Origin of the sequence: Bradyrhizobium barranii subsp. apii (assembly GCF_011516635.5) — a bacterium.
Taxonomy (GTDB): Bacteria; Pseudomonadota; Alphaproteobacteria; order Rhizobiales; family Xanthobacteraceae; genus Bradyrhizobium; species Bradyrhizobium barranii.
Window position 1 is genome coordinate 4,803,216 of record NZ_CP096255.1, and the last position, 16,327, is coordinate 4,819,542.

16 protein-coding genes are annotated in these 16,327 nt (G+C 64.7%); 14 read left to right on the forward strand and 2 right to left on the reverse strand.

The annotated features are described in order from the left end of the window. The first annotated feature begins 3 nt into the window (after positions 1–3). From nuoG to mtnK, 14 genes are all read left to right on the forward strand, one after another. Positions 4–2,079 (forward strand): NADH-quinone oxidoreductase subunit NuoG, encoded by a 2,076-nt coding sequence (gene nuoG, locus HAP41_RS22805; RefSeq protein WP_166096995.1) that lies wholly within the window; start codon positions 4–6, stop codon positions 2,077–2,079. Positions 2,080–2,083: 4 nt separating this feature from the next. Next, entirely contained in the window at positions 2,084–3,151 is a 1,068-nt protein-coding gene (gene nuoH, locus HAP41_RS22810) for an NADH-quinone oxidoreductase subunit NuoH (RefSeq protein ID WP_063982981.1), read from the forward strand. 8 nt (positions 3,152–3,159) lie between these two features. Beyond that, positions 3,160–3,654 (forward strand): NADH-quinone oxidoreductase subunit NuoI, encoded by a 495-nt coding sequence (gene nuoI / locus HAP41_RS22815; RefSeq protein WP_014494864.1) that lies wholly within the window; start codon positions 3,160–3,162, stop codon positions 3,652–3,654. 9 nt (positions 3,655–3,663) lie between these two features. Beyond that, positions 3,664–4,302, forward strand: coding sequence for an NADH-quinone oxidoreductase subunit J (locus HAP41_RS22820; RefSeq protein ID WP_028149057.1), 639 nt, complete (start codon positions 3,664–3,666; stop codon positions 4,300–4,302). Further along, positions 4,299–4,607: an NADH-quinone oxidoreductase subunit NuoK gene (gene nuoK / locus HAP41_RS22825; protein WP_008547737.1), complete on the forward strand. Its 309-nt coding sequence runs from the start codon at positions 4,299–4,301 to the stop codon at positions 4,605–4,607. Before HAP41_RS22820 ends, nuoK begins: the two co-directional genes overlap by 4 nt. An 8-nt stretch (positions 4,608–4,615) precedes the next feature. Then, entirely contained in the window at positions 4,616–6,694 is a 2,079-nt protein-coding gene (gene nuoL / locus HAP41_RS22830; protein WP_166096994.1) for an NADH-quinone oxidoreductase subunit L, read from the forward strand. Further along, positions 6,695–8,203: an NADH-quinone oxidoreductase subunit M gene (locus tag HAP41_RS22835; RefSeq protein WP_135216787.1), complete on the forward strand. Its 1,509-nt coding sequence runs from the start codon at positions 6,695–6,697 to the stop codon at positions 8,201–8,203. A gap of 22 nt (positions 8,204–8,225) precedes the next feature. Beyond that, positions 8,226–9,662 (forward strand): NADH-quinone oxidoreductase subunit NuoN, encoded by a 1,437-nt coding sequence (nuoN, locus tag HAP41_RS22840; protein ID WP_166096993.1) that lies wholly within the window; start codon positions 8,226–8,228, stop codon positions 9,660–9,662. 1 nt (position 9,663) lies between these two features. Further along, the gene (locus HAP41_RS22845; protein WP_166096992.1) at positions 9,664–10,470 is read left to right on the forward strand and encodes a biotin--[acetyl-CoA-carboxylase] ligase; all 807 of its coding nucleotides are present in this window, start codon (positions 9,664–9,666) and stop codon (positions 10,468–10,470) included. Further along, the gene (locus HAP41_RS22850) at positions 10,470–12,140 is read left to right on the forward strand and encodes a ribonuclease J (protein WP_166096991.1); all 1,671 of its coding nucleotides are present in this window, start codon (positions 10,470–10,472) and stop codon (positions 12,138–12,140) included. Before HAP41_RS22845 ends, HAP41_RS22850 begins: the two co-directional genes overlap by 1 nt. A 41-nt stretch (positions 12,141–12,181) precedes the next feature. Then, entirely contained in the window at positions 12,182–12,586 is a 405-nt protein-coding gene (gene mce, locus HAP41_RS22855) for a methylmalonyl-CoA epimerase (RefSeq protein ID WP_028149063.1), read from the forward strand. Positions 12,587–12,597: 11 nt separating this feature from the next. Next, positions 12,598–12,873 carry a DUF1467 family protein gene (locus HAP41_RS22860; RefSeq protein ID WP_038943027.1) on the forward strand — a complete coding sequence of 92 codons (276 nt, stop codon included), beginning with the start codon at positions 12,598–12,600 and terminating at the stop codon, positions 12,871–12,873. Between the two features lie 37 nt (positions 12,874–12,910). Next, positions 12,911–13,258 (forward strand): hypothetical protein, encoded by a 348-nt coding sequence (locus tag HAP41_RS22865; protein WP_014494873.1) that lies wholly within the window; start codon positions 12,911–12,913, stop codon positions 13,256–13,258. A gap of 89 nt (positions 13,259–13,347) precedes the next feature. Continuing rightward, positions 13,348–14,634, forward strand: a complete 1,287-nt coding sequence (gene mtnK / locus HAP41_RS22870; protein ID WP_166096990.1) for an S-methyl-5-thioribose kinase — start codon at positions 13,348–13,350, stop codon at positions 14,632–14,634. A 13-nt stretch (positions 14,635–14,647) separates the two neighbouring features. On the opposite strand, the gene HAP41_RS22875 is transcribed toward mtnK, so the two are convergent. Together HAP41_RS22875 and istB are read right to left on the reverse strand one after the other, a co-directional pair. Beyond that, entirely contained in the window at positions 14,648–15,460 is an 813-nt protein-coding gene (locus HAP41_RS22875) for a hypothetical protein (protein ID WP_166096989.1), read from the reverse strand. A gap of 94 nt (positions 15,461–15,554) precedes the next feature. Further along, on the reverse strand, positions 15,555–16,316 hold the full coding sequence (gene istB / locus HAP41_RS22880) for an IS21-like element helper ATPase IstB (protein ID WP_166063422.1): 762 nt from the start codon (positions 16,314–16,316) through the stop codon (positions 15,555–15,557). Positions 16,317–16,327 lie beyond the last annotated feature (11 nt).

A 16,327-nucleotide genomic window follows, 5' to 3' on the forward strand; every position in this document is an offset into this window, starting at 1 on the left:
AGAATGACCAAGCTCATCATCGACGGAAAAGAGATCGATGTCCCCGCCGAGTACACGCTGCTCCAGGCGTGCGAAGCTGCGGGCGCCGAGATTCCGCGCTTCTGCTATCACGAGCGGCTGTCGATCGCCGGCAATTGCCGGATGTGCCTCGTCGAAGTGAAGGGCGGCCCGAAGCCGGTCGCAAGCTGCGCCTGGGGCGTGCGCGATTGCCGTCCGGGCCCCAAGGGCGAGCCGCCGGAAATCTCCACGCGGTCGCCGATGGTGAAGAAGGCGCGCGAAGGCGTGATGGAATTCCTTCTCATCAACCATCCGTTGGACTGCCCGATCTGCGACCAGGGCGGCGAGTGCGACCTTCAGGACCAGGCGATGGGCTATGGTGTCGACACCAGCCGCTTCGCCGAGAACAAGCGCGCCGTCGAGGACAAGTACCTCGGCGCGCTGGTCAAGACCTCGATGAACCGCTGCATCCAGTGCACGCGATGCGTCCGCTTCTCGGCGGAAGTCGCCGGCGCGCCCGAGATGGGCGCCACCGGCCGCGGCGAGGACATGGAGATCACGACCTATCTCGAGCACGCGCTGACGTCGGAATTGCAGGGCAATCTCGTCGACATCTGCCCGGTCGGCGCGCTGACCTCGAAGCCCTATGCCTTCGCGGCGCGCCCGTGGGAGCTCGGCAAGACCCAGTCGATCGACGTCATGGACGGCATCGGCTCGGCGATCCGCGTCGACACCCGCGGCCGTGAAGTCATGCGCGTGCTGCCGCGCATCAACGAGGCCGTGAACGAGGAGTGGATCTCCGACAAGACCCGTCACGTCGTCGACGGCCTGCGCACCCAGCGCCTCGACCGGCCCTATATCCGCGAAGCCGGCAAGCTGCGCGCGGCGAGCTGGCCGGAAGCCTTCGCCGCGATCGCTGCGAAAGCGGCGCGCACCGACGGCAAGCGCATCGGCGCGATCGCCGGCGACCTCGCCGGCGTCGAAGAGATGTTCGCGCTGAAGGACCTGCTCGCCAAGTACGGCTCGGGCAATCTGGCGGTGCAGGGCGGCGACGCCTTCGATCCCGCGCTCGGCCGCGGCTCCTACATCTTCAATCCGACGCTGGTCGGCGTCGAGCAGGCCGATGCGCTGCTCATCATCGGCGCCAATCCGCGCAAGGAAGCGGCCGTGTTCAACGCTCGCATCCGCAAGCGCTGGCGCGCCGGCGGCTTCAAGGTCGGTGTGATCGGCGCTAAGGTCGACCTGACCTACGATTATGATCATCTGGGTGCAGGCACCGAGACGCTCGGCGAGCTCGCGGCCGGCAAGCACTCCTTCATGGACGTGCTGAAGAACGCCAAGCACCCGATCATCCTGGTCGGCGCAGGCGCGGCCTCGCGTCACGACGGCGCCGCCATTCTCGCCGCCGCCGCCAAGCTCGCGCTCGATGTCGGCGCGGTGAAGGATGGCTGGAACGGCTTTGGCGTGCTGCACGAGACCGCCTCGCGCGTCGGTGCGCTCGATATCGGCTTCTCCGCCACGGCGGGTGGCTTGAACGCGGCGCAGATGACGACCTTCGGCACGCTGGACGTGCTGTTCCTGCTCGGCGCCGACGAGATCAAGCCGTCGGACGGCACCTTCGTCGTCTATATCGGCACCCATGGCGACCGCGGCGCGCATCGCGCCGACGTCATCCTGCCTGCCGCCGCCTACACCGAGAAGTCTGCGATCTACGTCAACACCGAAGGCCGCGTGCAGATGACCGGCCGCGCTGCGTTCCCGCCGGGCGAAGCCCGCGAGGACTGGGCGATCGTGCGTGCCCTGTCGGAGGCGCTCGGCAAGAAGCTCGGCTATGACTCGCTGTCGGCGCTCCGCCAGGCGATCTTCAAGGCCGCGCCGCACCTGATCCGTCTCGACCAGGTCGAAGCCGGCGCCGCCGACCAGATCAAGAAGCTGGCGGGGAAGGGCGGCTCGCCGGAGAAGGCGCCGTTCAAGCCGGCGATCGAGGACTTCTATTTGACCAACCCAATCGCGCGTGCGTCCGCCGTGATGGCGGAATGCTCGCGGCTTGCCTCCGGGCAGATGCTGACCGCCGCGGAGTGAGCCGATGGAATTCTTCGAAAGCGCATTCTGGACCGGTTTCCTCTGGCCGCTGATCATCATGGTCGCGGAGAGCGTCCTGGTGCTCGTCGTCCTGCTGGTCGCGATCGCCTACATCCTGCTCGCCGACCGCAAGATCTGGGCGGCGGTGCAGATCCGTCGTGGCCCGAACGTGGTCGGCCCCTGGGGCCTGCTGCAGTCCTTCGCCGACCTGCTCAAGTTCGTGCTGAAGGAGCCGATCATCCCGTCCGGTGCCAACAAGGGCGTGTTTCTCCTTGCTCCCTTGGTCTCATGCGTGCTCGCGCTCGCGGCCTGGGCGGTGATCCCGACCAATCTCGGCTGGGTGATCTCCGACATCAATGTCGGCGTGCTCTTCATCTTCGCGATCTCGTCGCTGTCGATCTACGGCATCATCATGGCCGGCTGGTCGTCGAACTCGAAATACCCGTTCCTGGCCGCGCTGCGCTCGGCGGCGCAGATGGTGTCCTACGAGGTCTCGATCGGCTTCGTCATCATCACGGTGCTGCTCTGCGCCGGCACGCTGAACCTGTCGGCCGTGGTCGAGGCCCAGCATGCCCGTGGCCTCGCCAGCCTGATCGGGTTGCCGCAGCTCACCATCCTGAACTGGTATGTGTGGCCGCTGTTCCCGATGTTCGTCATCTTCTACGTCTCGGCGTTGGCGGAAACCAACCGTCCGCCGTTCGACCTCGTCGAAGCTGAATCAGAGCTCGTCGCCGGCTTCATGGTCGAGTACGGCTCGACGCCGTATCTGCTGTTCATGCTCGGCGAATATGTCGCGATCGTCACGATGTGCGCGCTGGCGACGATCCTGTTCCTCGGAGGCTGGCTGCCGCCGGTGGATCTGCCGCCCTTCAACTGGGTGCCGGGGATCATCTGGTTCTCGCTCAAAGTGTTCTTCATGTTCTTCCTGTTCGCGATGGCAAAGGCGATCGTGCCGCGCTACCGCTACGACCAATTGATGCGCCTCGGCTGGAAGGTTTTCCTGCCGCTGTCGCTGGCGATGGTGGTAGTGGTGGCCGGTGTGCTGCATTTCGCCGGCATCGCGCCGAAGTGAGGGCCGTCATGGGTATCAATGTCAACGCCACTGCACGCTCGCTCCTGCTGTCGGAATTCGTCTCGGCGTTCTTCCTCGCCATGCGCTATTTCTTCCAGCCGAAGCCGACGCTGAACTATCCCTTCGAGAAGGGCCCGATCTCGCCGCGCTTCCGCGGCGAGCATGCGCTGCGCCGCTATCCGAACGGCGAAGAGCGCTGCATCGCCTGCAAGCTGTGCGAAGCCATTTGCCCGGCGCAGGCCATCACCATCGAGGCCGGCCCGCGCCGCAACGACGGCACCCGCCGCACCGTGCGCTACGACATCGACATGGTGAAGTGCATCTATTGCGGCCTCTGCCAGGAGGCCTGTCCGGTCGACGCCATCGTCGAAGGTCCGAACTTCGAGTTCGCGACCGAGACCCGCGAGGAACTATTCTATGACAAGGCCAAGCTGCTCGCCAATGGCGACCGCTGGGAACGCGAGATCGCGAAAGCGATCGAGCTCGACGCGCCGTACCGGTGAGATGAGAGCATGATCCTTCCCGCGCTGTTCTTCTATCTCTTCGCCGGCGTTTGCGTCGCCTCGGCGGTGATGGTGATTGTCTCGCGCAATCCCGTGCACTCCGTGCTGTACCTGATCCTGGCCTTCGTCAACGCCTCCGGCCTGTTCGTGCTGATGGGCGCCGAATTCCTCGCGATGATCCTGATCGTCGTCTATGTCGGCGCCGTCGCGGTGCTGTTCCTGTTCGTGATCATGATGCTCGACGTCGACTTCCTCGAGCTGCGCGAGGGCTTCATCGAGTACCTGCCGGTGGGCCTCGTGATCGGCGGCATCTTCCTGTTCGAACTGCTGCTCACCGTCGGCTTCTGGGTCATCAACCCCGGCGTCTCCAAGACGATCACGGCGGCGATCCCGACCAATGTCAGCAACACCGAGGCGCTCGGGCTCGTGCTCTATACGAAGTACATCCACTACTTCCAGCTCGCGGGCATGGTGCTGCTGGTCGCCATGATCGGCGCCATCGTGCTGACGCTGCGCCACAAGGCGAACGTGAAGCGGCAGGACATCAACGTTCAGAATGCACGCACGCCCGAGATGGCGATGGCGATGCGCAAGGTGGCGTCGGGGCAGGGGCTCCAGGACAGCGACGCGGCGGAGTGGGTGAAATGACGATCGGGCTCGGACATTATCTGGCGGTCGGCGCGATCCTGTTCACGCTCGGGATCCTCGGCATCTTCCTGAACCGCAAGAACATCATCGTCATCCTGATGTCGATCGAGCTGATCCTGCTCTCGGTCAACATCAACCTCGTGGCATTCTCGACCTTCCTCGGCGACATCGTCGGCCAGGTCTTCGCATTGCTGGTGCTGACGGTTGCGGCTGCGGAAGCCGCGATCGGTCTCGCCATCCTGGTGGTCTATTTCCGCAACCGCGGCTCGATCGCGGTTGAGGACGTCAATCTGATGAAGGGCTGAGCTCAGTCATGGTTCAGGCGATTGTCTTTCTGCCTCTGCTGGGCGCCATCCTTGCTGGCCTGATCGCGCTGTTCGGCGCGCATGCCCGCAACCCCTCGGGCGACGAGGTCGAGCATCACGGCGATCATGGCCACGGCGACGCGCATGCGTCGGCGGCCCATGACGACCATGGTCACGACGATCACGCTCACGATGACCACGACCATGGCCCGGTCGAGCCGCCGGCCGCGGGCTCGCGGGGCGCCGAGCTGATCACGACCGCGCTGCTGTTCGTCTCGGCGGCGCTGTCCTGGATGACGCTGGTCGATGTCGGCTTCATGCACCACGACATGCGCATTCCGCTGTTGCCCTGGATCATGTCGGGCGACCTCCAGGTCTACTGGACGCTGCGGGTCGACACGCTCACCGCCGTGATGCTGGTGGTGGTGACGACCGTGTCCTCGCTCGTGCACCTCTATTCCATCGGCTACATGGACGAGGATCCGTATCGGCCGCGCTTCTTCGGCTATCTCTCGCTGTTCACCTTCGCCATGCTGATGCTGGTGACGGCCGACAACCTCGTGCAGCTGTTCTTCGGCTGGGAAGGCGTGGGTCTCGCGAGCTATCTCCTGATCGGCTTCTGGTACCAGAAGCCGTCGGCGAACGCGGCGGCGATCAAGGCCTTCGTGGTCAACCGCGTCGGCGATTTCGGCTTCGCGCTCGGCATTTTCGCGATCTTCATGCTGACGAGCTCGACCGATTTCGAGACCATCTTCCATGCAGCTCCGAGCCTGACCGGCAAGACCATCGACTTCCTCGGCTGGCACGCCGACGCGCTGACCCTGACCTGCCTCCTGCTGTTCATGGGCGCGATGGGCAAGTCGGCGCAGTTCCTGCTGCACACCTGGTTGCCGGACGCGATGGAAGGCCCGACCCCGGTCTCCGCGCTGATCCACGCCGCGACCATGGTCACCGCCGGCGTGTTCATGGTGGCGCGCCTGTCGCCGCTGTTCGAGCTCGCCCCGAACGCGCAGGCCGTCGTGATGTTCTTCGGCGCGACCACGGCGTTCTTCGCCGCGACAATCGGCCTCGTCCAGAACGACATCAAGCGTATCGTCGCGTACTCGACCTGTTCGCAGCTCGGCTACATGTTCGTGGCGATGGGAGCAGGGGCCTATTCGGTCGGCATGTTCCACCTGTTCACGCACGCCTTCTTCAAGGCGCTGCTGTTCTTAGGTTCCGGCTCGGTGATCTACGCGATGCACCACGAGCAGGACATCCGCAACATGGGCGGCCTCTGGCGCAAGATCCCCTACACCTATGCGGTGATGGTGATCGGCACGCTGGCGCTCACGGGCTTCCCACTCACGGCGGGCTATTTCTCCAAGGACGCCATCATCGAGTCCGCTTACGCCTCGCATAATCCGTTCGCGATGTACGGCTTCCTGATGACGGTCGTCGCCGCCAGCCTGACCTCGTTCTACTCCTGGCGCCTGATCTTCAAGACCTTCCACGGCGAGCCCCATGACGAGCATCACTACGAGGCCGCGCATGAGGCTCCGCTCTGGATACTGATCCCGATCGGCGTTCTCGCGGTCGGCTCGATCGTCGCGGGCTTCCCGTTCAAGGAGCTGTTCGCCGGTCACGGCGTCGAGGAGTTCTTCCGCGAGTCCGTGAAGATGAACCCGCACATCATCGAGGAGATGCACCACATCCCCGAGACCATCGCCATCCTGCCGACGGTGATGATGGTGCTGGGCTTCCTGGTGTCGTATCTGTTCTACATCCGCCGGCCGTATCTGCCGGTCGAGCTCGCGAACACGCAGCCGATGCTGTACCAGTTCCTGCTCAACAAATGGTACTTCGACGAGCTCTACGATCTCATCTTCGTCCGTCCGGCGAAGTGGATCGGCTATCAGCTCTGGAAGAAGGGCGATGGCTTCATCATCGACGGTCTCGGTCCCGACGGTATCTCGGCCCGCGTGCTGGACGTCACCCGCAACGTGGTGAAGATCCAGACCGGCTATCTCTATCACTACGCGTTCGCCATGCTGATCGGCGCCGCCGGCCTGATCACCTGGTTCATGTTCGGCTTTGGAGGCCAGTAAATGACAACCTGGCCAATCCTTTCGGTCACGACGTTCCTGCCGCTGGTTGGCGCGCTGATCGTCTATCTCAGCCGAGGCGATGACGAGGCGGCCCGGCGCAATGCGCGCTGGATCGCGCTGTGGACCACGCTGATCACCTTCGCGGTGTCGGTGATCCTGGTGATGCGCTTCGATCCGTCGAGCGCTGACTTCCAGTTCGTCGAGAAGGCGAACTGGCTCGCCACCGGCATCACCTACCACATGGGCGTCGACGGCATCTCGCTGCCGCTGGTGATCCTGACCACCGCCATCATGCCGTTCTGCATCATCGCGAGCTGGAAGGCGATCACCAACCGCGTCCGCGAATACATGATGGCGTTCCTGATCCTGGAAACGCTGATGATCGGCACCTTCTCGGCGCTCGATCTCGTGCTGTTCTACCTGTTCTTCGAGGGCGGCCTGATCCCGATGTTCCTGATCATCGGCGTCTGGGGCGGTCCGCGCCGGGTCTATGCGTCGTTCAAGTTCTTCCTCTACACGCTGCTCGGCTCGGTGCTGATGCTGCTCGCCATCATGGCGCTGTACTGGAACGGCGGCACCACCGACATCCCGACCCTGATGCACACCGCCGTGCCGCGATCCCTGCAGACCTGGGCGTGGCTCGCCTTCTTCGCGTCGTTCGCGGTGAAGATGCCGATGTGGCCGGTGCACACCTGGCTCCCCGACGCCCACGTCGAGGCGCCGACCGCGGGCTCGGTGGTTCTGGCCGCGATCCTGCTGAAGATGGGCGGCTATGGCTTCCTGCGCTTCTCGCTGCCGATGTTCCCCCTGGCCTCGCACGACTTCGCGCCGCTGATCTTCACGCTCTCCGCGATTGCGATCATCTACACCTCGCTGGTGGCGCTGATGCAGGAGGACATGAAGAAGCTGATCGCGTACTCGTCAGTGGCGCATATGGGCTTCGTCACCATGGGCATCTTCGCCGGCACCATGCAGGGCGTCGCCGGCGGCGTGTTCCAGATGATCTCGCACGGCATCGTCTCCGGCGCGCTGTTCCTCTGCGTCGGCATCGTCTACGACCGCATGCACACCCGCGAGATCGCGGCCTATGGCGGCCTCGTCAACCGGATGCCGCTCTACGCGCTGACCTTCATGATCTTCACCATGGCCAATGTCGGTCTGCCCGGCACCTCCGGCTTCGTCGGCGAGTTCATGACGCTGCTCGGCACCTTCAAGGTCTCGATCCCGACCGCGTTCTTCGCGACCTTCGGCGTGATCCTGTCGGCCTGCTACGCGCTGTGGCTGTACCGCAAGGTCGTGTTCGGGGCGCTGGTCAAGCCGTCGCTGGCGAGCATGAAGGATCTCACTTTCCGCGAGTGCGTGACGCTGTTCCCGCTGATCGCGCTGACGATCCTGTTCGGCGTCTATCCGAAGCCGGTGCTCGACATGTCGGCCGTCTCGGTCCAGCAACTCGTCAATAATTACAACACCGCTGTGACGGCCGTGAAGGCCGCCGCACTGCTCCAGTGATCGGGCAGGTCAGGATATCGCCATGAGCTTTGAGACTGCAGGTTATCAACTGGCGCCGGTGCTGCCCGAGATTGTGCTCGCGGTCGGCGCCATGGCACTCTTGATGCTGGGGGCCTATCGCGGGCAGGAGACCACCAAGACCGTCACGACGCTTTCGGTCCTGCTGCTGGTCGTGGTCGGCGTGCTCGTCTACGCACAGCCTGCGGGCAAGCACGTCACCTTCGGCGGCAGCTTCATCGTCGACGATTTTGCCCGCTTCATGAAGATCCTGGCCTTGATCGGCTCGGCGGTGACGCTGGTGCTGTCGACCGAGTTCCTGTCGGACCCGTCGCGCCGGATCTTCGAATACGCGATCCTGGTGCTGCTCTCGACGCTCGGCATGATGGTGCTGATCTCGGCCGGCGACTTGATCTCGCTCTATCTCGGCCTCGAGCTGATGTCGCTCGCGCTCTATGTCGTGGCGGCCTCGAACCGCGACAACGCCAAGTCGACCGAAGCCGGCCTGAAGTACTTCGTGCTCGGCGCGCTGTCCTCGGGCATGCTGCTGTACGGCTCCTCGCTTATCTACGGCTTCACCGGCACGGTCAGCTTCACCGGCATCGCGGCGGCCGCGACGGTCTCGAATATCGGCCTGGTGTTCGGCCTGGTCTTCCTGCTCGCCGGCCTCTGCTTCAAGGTCTCGGCCGTGCCGTTCCACATGTGGACGCCTGACGTCTACGAGGGCGCGCCGACGCCGGTCACCGCCTTCTTCGCCTCGGCGCCGAAGGTGGCCGCGCTCGCCGTTTTCACGCGCGTCACGCTGACCGCGTTCCCCAGCATCGTCTCGCAGTGGCAGCAGATCCTGGTGTTCGTGGCGATCGCCTCGATGGCGCTCGGCTCTTTCGCCGCGATCGGCCAGTCCAACATCAAGCGCCTGATGGCTTATTCCTCGATTGGCCACATGGGCTTTGCCCTGGTCGGCCTCGCCTCCGGCACGGTCGAGGGCGCGCAGGGCGTCTTGATGTACATCGTGATCTATGTGGCGATGACGCTCGGCTCGTTCTCGGTCATTCTGGCGATGAAGCGCAACGGCCAGGCCGTCGAGAAGATCAGCGATTTCGCCGGTCTGTCGCGGACCAATCCGCTGCTCGCCTTCATGTTCGCGATGCTGCTGTTTTCGCTCGCCGGAATCCCGCCGCTCGCCGGCTTCTTCGCCAAATGGTACGTCTTCGTCGCCGCCATCAAGGCGAACCTGTTCACGCTCGCCGTCATCGGCGTGTTGACCAGCGTCGTGGGCGCCTACTACTACCTGACCATCGTCAAGACGATGTACTTCGACGAGCCGGCCGGTCAGGTCGATCCGGTGCGCGTCGAGGTGAAGACTGTGCTGGCTGTCTTTGGCCTGTTCAACATCCTCTTCGCGCTGTTCGCGGGCCCGGTGGTGAGCGTCGCCTCCGCCGCGGCAAAGTCGCTGTTTTAGGATGGGGTTCGCGCTCGGTCCTCGCGCACTCTCGGCGGGCTACAAGCTCGCAGCTTTCGAACGGACCGGCTCGACCAACACCGACGCCATCGAGCACGCGCGGGCCGGCGAACGCGGCCCGATGTGGTTCGTCACCTCCGACCAGACCGCCGGCCGCGGCCGCCGCCAGCGCGCCTGGATCGCGCCAAAGGGCAACCTCGCCGCCAGCGTCCTCGAGGTCCTGGATATTGCGCCTGCAGTTGCCGCCACCATCGGGTTCGCGGCGGGGCTTGCGGAAGAGGCGGCGCTGGAGAAGGTCAGCCTCGAGGCCGCGTTGCGGCTTGGTCCTGAGCGGCCCAGATACGCCCTGAAATGGCCGAATGACGTCCTCGCGGGCGGCAAGAAGCTGGTCGGCATTGGCCTCGAAGCCGAGGCTATCGGCGATCGTCTCGCCGTCGTCGTCGGCATCGGTACCAACGTCGTGGCGGCGCCGGAGGGCACGCCGACGCCGGCCGTGTCGCTGGCCGCACTCGGCGTCCAGATCAGCGCGGAAGAGCTGTTCTCGGCGCTGTCCGACGCCTGGGTCGAGTTCCTCGGCATCTGGGACAATGGCCGCGGCTTTGCCGAGATCCGCAAGCTGTGGCTGGAGCGCGCCTGCGGCCTCGGCGAACGGGTCGCGATCAACACGGGAACGATGACGCTGGAAGGCATTTTCGACACCATCGACGACACAGGCTGCCTGATCGTCCGCACCGTTGACGGCCGACGCCTCCCGGTGGCGGCCGGCGAGGTGTTCTTCGGCTCGGCCGCCTCCGTGGGAGCTGTGTGATGGCGAAGCCTGACGAACTGGTATTTGCGCCGCTCGGCGGCGTCGGCGAGATCGGCATGAATTTGTCGATCTACGGCCTCGGCAACCGCCAGCAGCGCGCCTGGCTGGCGGTCGATCTCGGCGTCTCCTTCGGCGACGAGGAGCATCTGCCGGGCATCGACCTGATCATGCCCGACATCAGCTTCCTAAAGAAGGAACGCAAGAACCTGATGGGTCTCGTGCTGACCCACGCCCATGAGGACCATTTCGGCGCCATCATCGACCTCTGGCCGAAGCTGAAATGCCCGATCTATGCCACGCAGTTCAGCGCGGCGCTGTTCGAGGCCAAATGCGCCGCCGAGCGCAATGCGCCGAAAATCCCCGTGACGGTGGTGCCGTCGGGCGGCCGCGTCGATATCGGCCCGTTCAACGTCGAGTTCATTCCCGTCGCGCATTCGATCCCGGAAGCGCACGCGCTGGCGATCCACACTGACGCCGGCACGGTGCTGCACACCGGCGACTGGAAGATCGACCCGACGCCGACGCTCGGCAGCCCGACCGACGAGAAGCGGCTGCGTGAACTGGGCGAGGAGGGCGTGCTCGCCCTGATCGGCGATTCCACCAACGCCGTGCGTGACGGCCGCTCGCCCTCGGAAGCCGAGGTCGCGCGAACCATCATCGACCTGGTCAAGGGCGCCAAGGGCCGCGTCGCGGTGACGACCTTCGCCTCCAACGTCGCGCGCATCAAGGCCGTCGCTGCCGCGGCCAGGGCTGCCGATCGCGAGGTCGTCGTGGTCGGCCGCGCCATGGAGCGCGTGGTGCAGGTCGCGCGCGAGACCGGTTATCTCGACGGCGTGCAGAATTTCCGCTCGCCCGAGGTCTACGGCCATCTTCCGCAGGACAAGGTGCTGGCGCTGTGCACCGGCAGCCAGGGCGAGCCGCGCGCGGCACTGGCGCGCATCGCCAATGACGACCATCCCGAGATCACGCTCAACCGCGGCGACAGCGTGATCTTCTCCTCGCGCACCATCCCGGGCAACGAGAAGGCCGTCGGCTCCATCATCAACAATCTGGTGCTGCAGGGCGTCGAGGTCCTTACCGACCGCGACCATCTGGTCCACGTCTCCGGCCATCCCCGCCGCGACGAATTGCGCGACATGATCGCCTGGACCAAGCCGCAGCTCCTGATCCCCGTCCATGGCGAGGCGCTGCACCTGAACGAGCATGCCAAGCTCGCGCGCGCCGCCGGCGTGCCGCGCGTCCTGGTCGTTCGCAACGGCGACCTGATCAAGCTCGGCCCGGGCGATCCCGGCATCATCGGCGAGGTGCCCTCCGGCCGGATCTACAAGGACGGCACGATCTTGGAGGACTCCAAGTCCCGCGCCGTGGTCGAGCGTCGCCGCATGGCTTTCTCCGGCTGCGCCTTCGTCGCGGTCGCGATGACGGAGCAGGGCGAGCTTGCCGACGATCCCGAGGTCGATCTCGTCGGCATTCCCGAGAAGAACCGGGACGGCGAGCCCTTCGACGACCTCGTCTTCGATGCCGTGGTCTCCACCATCGAGGGCCTGCCGAAGGCCCGCCGCCGCGATGCGGATGCCCTGGCTGAGTCGGTGCGACGCGCTGTCCGGGCCGTCATCAACGAACATTGGGGCAAAAAGCCCCCCTGTCTGGTACACGTCCTGACGGTGTAGTTGAGCATGGTCTTCGGATCATGCGCTGAGGGAGAAGAAACATGCTGGGTCGCCTCAACCACGTCGCGATCGCGACCAAGGACGCCGTCAAGTCCGCCAAGATCTATGGCGCGGCGTTCGGGGCGCAGATCTCGGAGGCGGTCGCGCTGCCCGAGCATGGCGTCACCACCGTGTTCGCGACGCTGCCCAATACCAAGATCGAGTTCATCGAGCCGCTCGGCGAGGCCTCGCCGATCGCGAAGTTCCTCGAGCGCAATGCCGACGGCGGCATCCATCACATCTGCTACGAGGTCGTCGACATCATCGCCTCGCGCGACACGCTGGTTAAGGAGGGCGCGCGGGTGCTCGGCGACGGCGTGCCGAAGATCGGCGCCCACGGCAAGCCGGTGCTGTTCCTGCACCCGAAGGATTTTTCCGGGGCGCTGGTCGAAATCGAGCAGGCGTAGGGCGCCGGATCATGGCCATCCAGATATCGACCGCGCTTGCGATCTACTTCGTCATCTGGTGGATCGCGCTGTTTCTGACGCTGCCGTTCGGCGTGCGCAGCCAGCACGAGGACGGCGTCGGCGCGCCTGGCACCGACCCCGGCGCACCGGTTCTGACGCGGATGAGAGGCAAGCTGATCTGGACCACGATCATCTCGGCGATCATCTACGGGATCGGCATCGCGGCCTATCATGCCGGCTATCTTTCGATTGAGCGCTTGTCCAAATTGATGGGAATGCCGTTCTAGACGTTTTTGCCGGCAATATTGTTTTGGGGGGAAACGAATGACTTTTCAGCGGATCGTCATCGCGCTTCTGGTGTTGATCGTCGCCGGCCTTGGCGCCATCGGCTATTTCGAGTGGAAGATGGCCGTGCAGGTCCGAACGCTGAAGGCGTTCGTCGAGGGCTCTGTCTTCAACGAAGCCGTGATGGCCTGCGAGCAGGCCAAGAGCTCGACGCCGTTCAAGTGGAACGGGGGCAAGAGCACCTCGGTGATCGGCCTGAACTCGGTCAAGCTGGACAAATACACCGTCAGCGCCAGCTACACGCTGGTGGCGGACAGCGTCTATTGTGATTACGATCCCATCAAAAGAAAGGCCGAGATCGGCTCGAGCTTCCTGGAGCGGGAGTAACGATCCGGCCATGCCAAGAGCATGATCCGGAAAAGTGCGAAGCGGTTTTCCGATAAGATCATGCTCAAATACCATGGGGTGGGATCGTCATGGCCGACGCGGGGGACTACCGGATTCTGCATGAGGCGGCCTTGCGGGACCATCTCGCGGGCATATCCGACCTGAGGGCACTCATCGGCGGCGAGCCGGCCGCCTGGGGGATCACCGAGGTCGGCGACGGCAATCTCAATCTCGTCTTCATCGTCAAGGGAGCGCGCGGCGGCGTCGCCGTGAAGCAGGCGCTGCCCTACGTCCGCCTCGTCGGCGAGAGCTGGCCGCTGCCGCTGTCGCGGGCCCATTACGAATATCTCGCCTTGTCGAAGCAGGCCCAACTCGCGCCCGGCCTCGTGCCGGCCCTGCTGCACCACAGCGAGACACTGGCGCTGACGGTGATGGAGCTGCTCGAGCCCCACATCATCATGCGCAAGGGGATGGTCGCCGCAACGCAATATCCCGGTTTCGTGGACGACATCACCACCTTCATGGCGTGCACCCTGTTCTTCACCTCCGACCTCGCCCTGTCGGCGGCCGAGAAGAAACAGGGCATCGCCGCTTTTGCCGGCAACCACGCGCTCTGCAAGATCACCGAGGATCTGATCTTCACCGATCCCTACCGCACTGCCGAGCAGAACCGGTGGACTGCGCCTTATCTCGACGGCCTGGCCGCAGAGCTGCGCGATGACATGGAGCTGCATGTCGCGATCTCCCGGCTGAAGCTGAGGTTCATGGCAAGCCCCGAGGCACTGCTCCACGGCGATCTCCACACCGGCTCGATCATGGTGACGGAGAGCCAGACGCGGGTGATTGATCCCGAATTCGCGTTCTACGGCCCGATGGGATTCGACGTCGGCGCCGTGCTCGCGAACCTCCTGATGGCCTATTTTGCCTCGGCTGGTCACGAGCGTACGCCGGGTGAGCGGCAGGCGTTCGAAAGCTGGGTGCTGGAGACGGTCGAGAAGGTCTGGAGCGAGTTCGCCCGCAAGTTCCTCGATCTCTGGCGCGCTGGCGCCACCGGCGACGCCTATCCGGCCTCGCTCTTCGCCGGCGAGAAGGGCGCCGCATGCCTGGAAGCCGAGCGGCAGGCTTACATGCAGCGGCTGTTCGCCGACACCGTCGGCTTCGCCGCCGCCAAAACCCTCCGCCGTATCTTCGGCTTGGCGCACAACATCGACTTCGAGCTGATCGAGGACCCGCGGAGGCGGGCGATCAGCGAGGCGCGCGCGGTGCGGCTGGCGAGGGCGATGATGGTGGAGGCGGGGGCATTTCCGAACATCTCGGACGTCACCGGCGCAGCGCGAAAACTGCGCGATTGGCAGCCGGAGTTTGCGAACGGCTAGAGGCCGATGCGCTTCAATATAGCCGCATCGGCAGCAGGACGCCGTCTGTGCCGGCCAGCAGACCCCAGGTCTCGTTGGCCGCGACCTCGACCTCCCGGATCTGGACCGTGCCGCCCTCGACCTTGAGGGTGACCTTGTACTTGCCGGGCGGCAGATCGATCTTTTGGCTGTCCGGTATTTCGGCTGCGGCGGAGTCGGAGTGCGCCAGTTTCTCGCCGGCGTGCGCCGCCAGCTTGATGGTCTGGTCGGCGACGGTGATGACCGCCGCCTCGTCCGACTTGTTGCCGAGCATCAGCTTTGCCTGCCTCGGCCTCGGCAGGAGGCCGGCATTCGCGATACCCGGCTTGCGCAGCGAAAGTTCGGCGATTGTCCTGTCGTCCTGACGGGAAAGCCGGACCAGGACCGGTCCACGGGCCGTCGTGAAGGTGATCACGGCCCGGTCCGGTTCGACCACCGTCTCGATCCAGCCACGCTTGCCGAGCTCGGCGCGATAGAAGCCGAGCACAGCCGTGAGATCGCGCGGGGTCTCGGCGTAGACTGACGCGATGAACGGCGAATTCTTCGCCGTTGCGATGCTCCAGCTCTCGGGCAGTGGCAGACCGGTGCCCTGGGAAACCCTGGCTTCGAAACCCGCACCTGCGCCCCGTGCGACCGCTCTGACGGGGATGCTCAGCAGTCGTTCGACGAAATTATCCGGAGTGTCATGGTCCCGGACCGCCCACCACGTTTCGTCAAGATAGTCGTTCACGCCGGTGGTGCGACTCCAGCTGAACCGGATGCTGTCCGCCTCGCTGTACCGGCCGAGGCTGGCCGCGACCGGGTGCATATTTCAGTGATCGTGAGCAGCGATTTCGCGCGATCATGAGCGCCGAATTCAGACGATCGTGAGCAGCCTCGCTCCGGCCGAGGCGGTGATAGGGTCAGCGTTCTGGCTGCTCGTCAAGGGTGATGGTTTTGGCGTTGCGTTTTCGCATGCTTTCGCCAGCAAGCTGGAGGCGGTGAGCGTTGTGGACGAGGCGATCCAGAATCGCGTCGCCTAGCGTGGGATCTCCGATAACTTCGTGCCATGTGTCCACAGGGAGTTGGCTGGTTACGATGGTGGAGGAGCGGCCATGGCGATCGTCAAGGATTTCCAGTAGATCGCGCCGCTCGGCAGCGGTGAGCACCGACAATCCCCAATCATCCAAAATCAGAACCTGGGCGCGGCCAAGGGTTTTGAGCAAGCGGGCATAACGTCCATCGCCCCGCGCGAGCCCCAACGCTTCGAACAATCTTGGGACGCGGTGATAGAGGACCGAGCGATTATCTCGGCAGGCCTTGTGGCCGAGGGCACAGGCTAACCAACTTTTGCCCAATCCGGTCGCCCCGGTTATGAGCAAATTCTCGTGGCGATCGATCCAGTCGCCGCTGGCGAGCTTGGCGAAGACGGCCCGGTCGATACCCCGCGGCGTGCGCAAATCGACGTCCTCCACGCAGGCATTCTGGCGGAGCGAGGCCAGCTTGAGGCGCGTGGTGAGCCGCCTGGTGTCGCGTTCCGCCGCTTCCCGGTCGACCAGCAGGCCGATGCGATCTTCGAACGGCAAGGCTTCGAGATCAGGCGATCGTCGCTGCTCCTCGAAGGCCTTGGCCATGCCGCTCAAGCCGAGCTCGATCAGGCGTTCGTGGGTGGGATGGTTGAGCATACAGGTCTCCT

What these genes read in the sequence shown, in the direction of transcription:
- nuoI (WP_014494864.1), top strand. Translation starts at nt 3,160, where the DNA reads ATGGGTATCAATGTCAACGCCACTGCACGCTCGCTCCTGCTGTCGGAA.
- HAP41_RS22865 (WP_014494873.1), top strand. Translation starts at nt 12,911, where the DNA reads ATGACTTTTCAGCGGATCGTCATCGCGCTTCTGGTGTTGATCGTCGCC.
- HAP41_RS22860 (WP_038943027.1), top strand. Translation starts at nt 12,598, where the DNA reads ATGGCCATCCAGATATCGACCGCGCTTGCGATCTACTTCGTCATCTGG.
- nuoK (WP_008547737.1), top strand. Translation starts at nt 4,299, where the DNA reads ATGACGATCGGGCTCGGACATTATCTGGCGGTCGGCGCGATCCTGTTC.
- HAP41_RS22835 (WP_135216787.1), top strand. Translation starts at nt 6,695, where the DNA reads ATGACAACCTGGCCAATCCTTTCGGTCACGACGTTCCTGCCGCTGGTT.
- nuoL (WP_166096994.1), top strand. Translation starts at nt 4,616, where the DNA reads ATGGTTCAGGCGATTGTCTTTCTGCCTCTGCTGGGCGCCATCCTTGCT.
- istB (WP_166063422.1), bottom strand. Translation starts at nt 16,316, where the DNA reads ATGCTCAACCATCCCACCCACGAACGCCTGATCGAGCTCGGCTTGAGC.
- nuoG (WP_166096995.1), top strand. Translation starts at nt 4, where the DNA reads ATGACCAAGCTCATCATCGACGGAAAAGAGATCGATGTCCCCGCCGAG.
- nuoH (WP_063982981.1), top strand. Translation starts at nt 2,084, where the DNA reads ATGGAATTCTTCGAAAGCGCATTCTGGACCGGTTTCCTCTGGCCGCTG.
- mtnK (WP_166096990.1), top strand. Translation starts at nt 13,348, where the DNA reads ATGGCCGACGCGGGGGACTACCGGATTCTGCATGAGGCGGCCTTGCGG.
- HAP41_RS22820 (WP_028149057.1), top strand. Translation starts at nt 3,664, where the DNA reads ATGATCCTTCCCGCGCTGTTCTTCTATCTCTTCGCCGGCGTTTGCGTC.
- mce (WP_028149063.1), top strand. Translation starts at nt 12,182, where the DNA reads ATGCTGGGTCGCCTCAACCACGTCGCGATCGCGACCAAGGACGCCGTC.
- HAP41_RS22850 (WP_166096991.1), top strand. Translation starts at nt 10,470, where the DNA reads ATGGCGAAGCCTGACGAACTGGTATTTGCGCCGCTCGGCGGCGTCGGC.
- HAP41_RS22875 (WP_166096989.1), bottom strand. Translation starts at nt 15,460, where the DNA reads ATGCACCCGGTCGCGGCCAGCCTCGGCCGGTACAGCGAGGCGGACAGC.
- nuoN (WP_166096993.1), top strand. Translation starts at nt 8,226, where the DNA reads ATGAGCTTTGAGACTGCAGGTTATCAACTGGCGCCGGTGCTGCCCGAG.
- HAP41_RS22845 (WP_166096992.1), top strand. Translation starts at nt 9,664, where the DNA reads ATGGGGTTCGCGCTCGGTCCTCGCGCACTCTCGGCGGGCTACAAGCTC.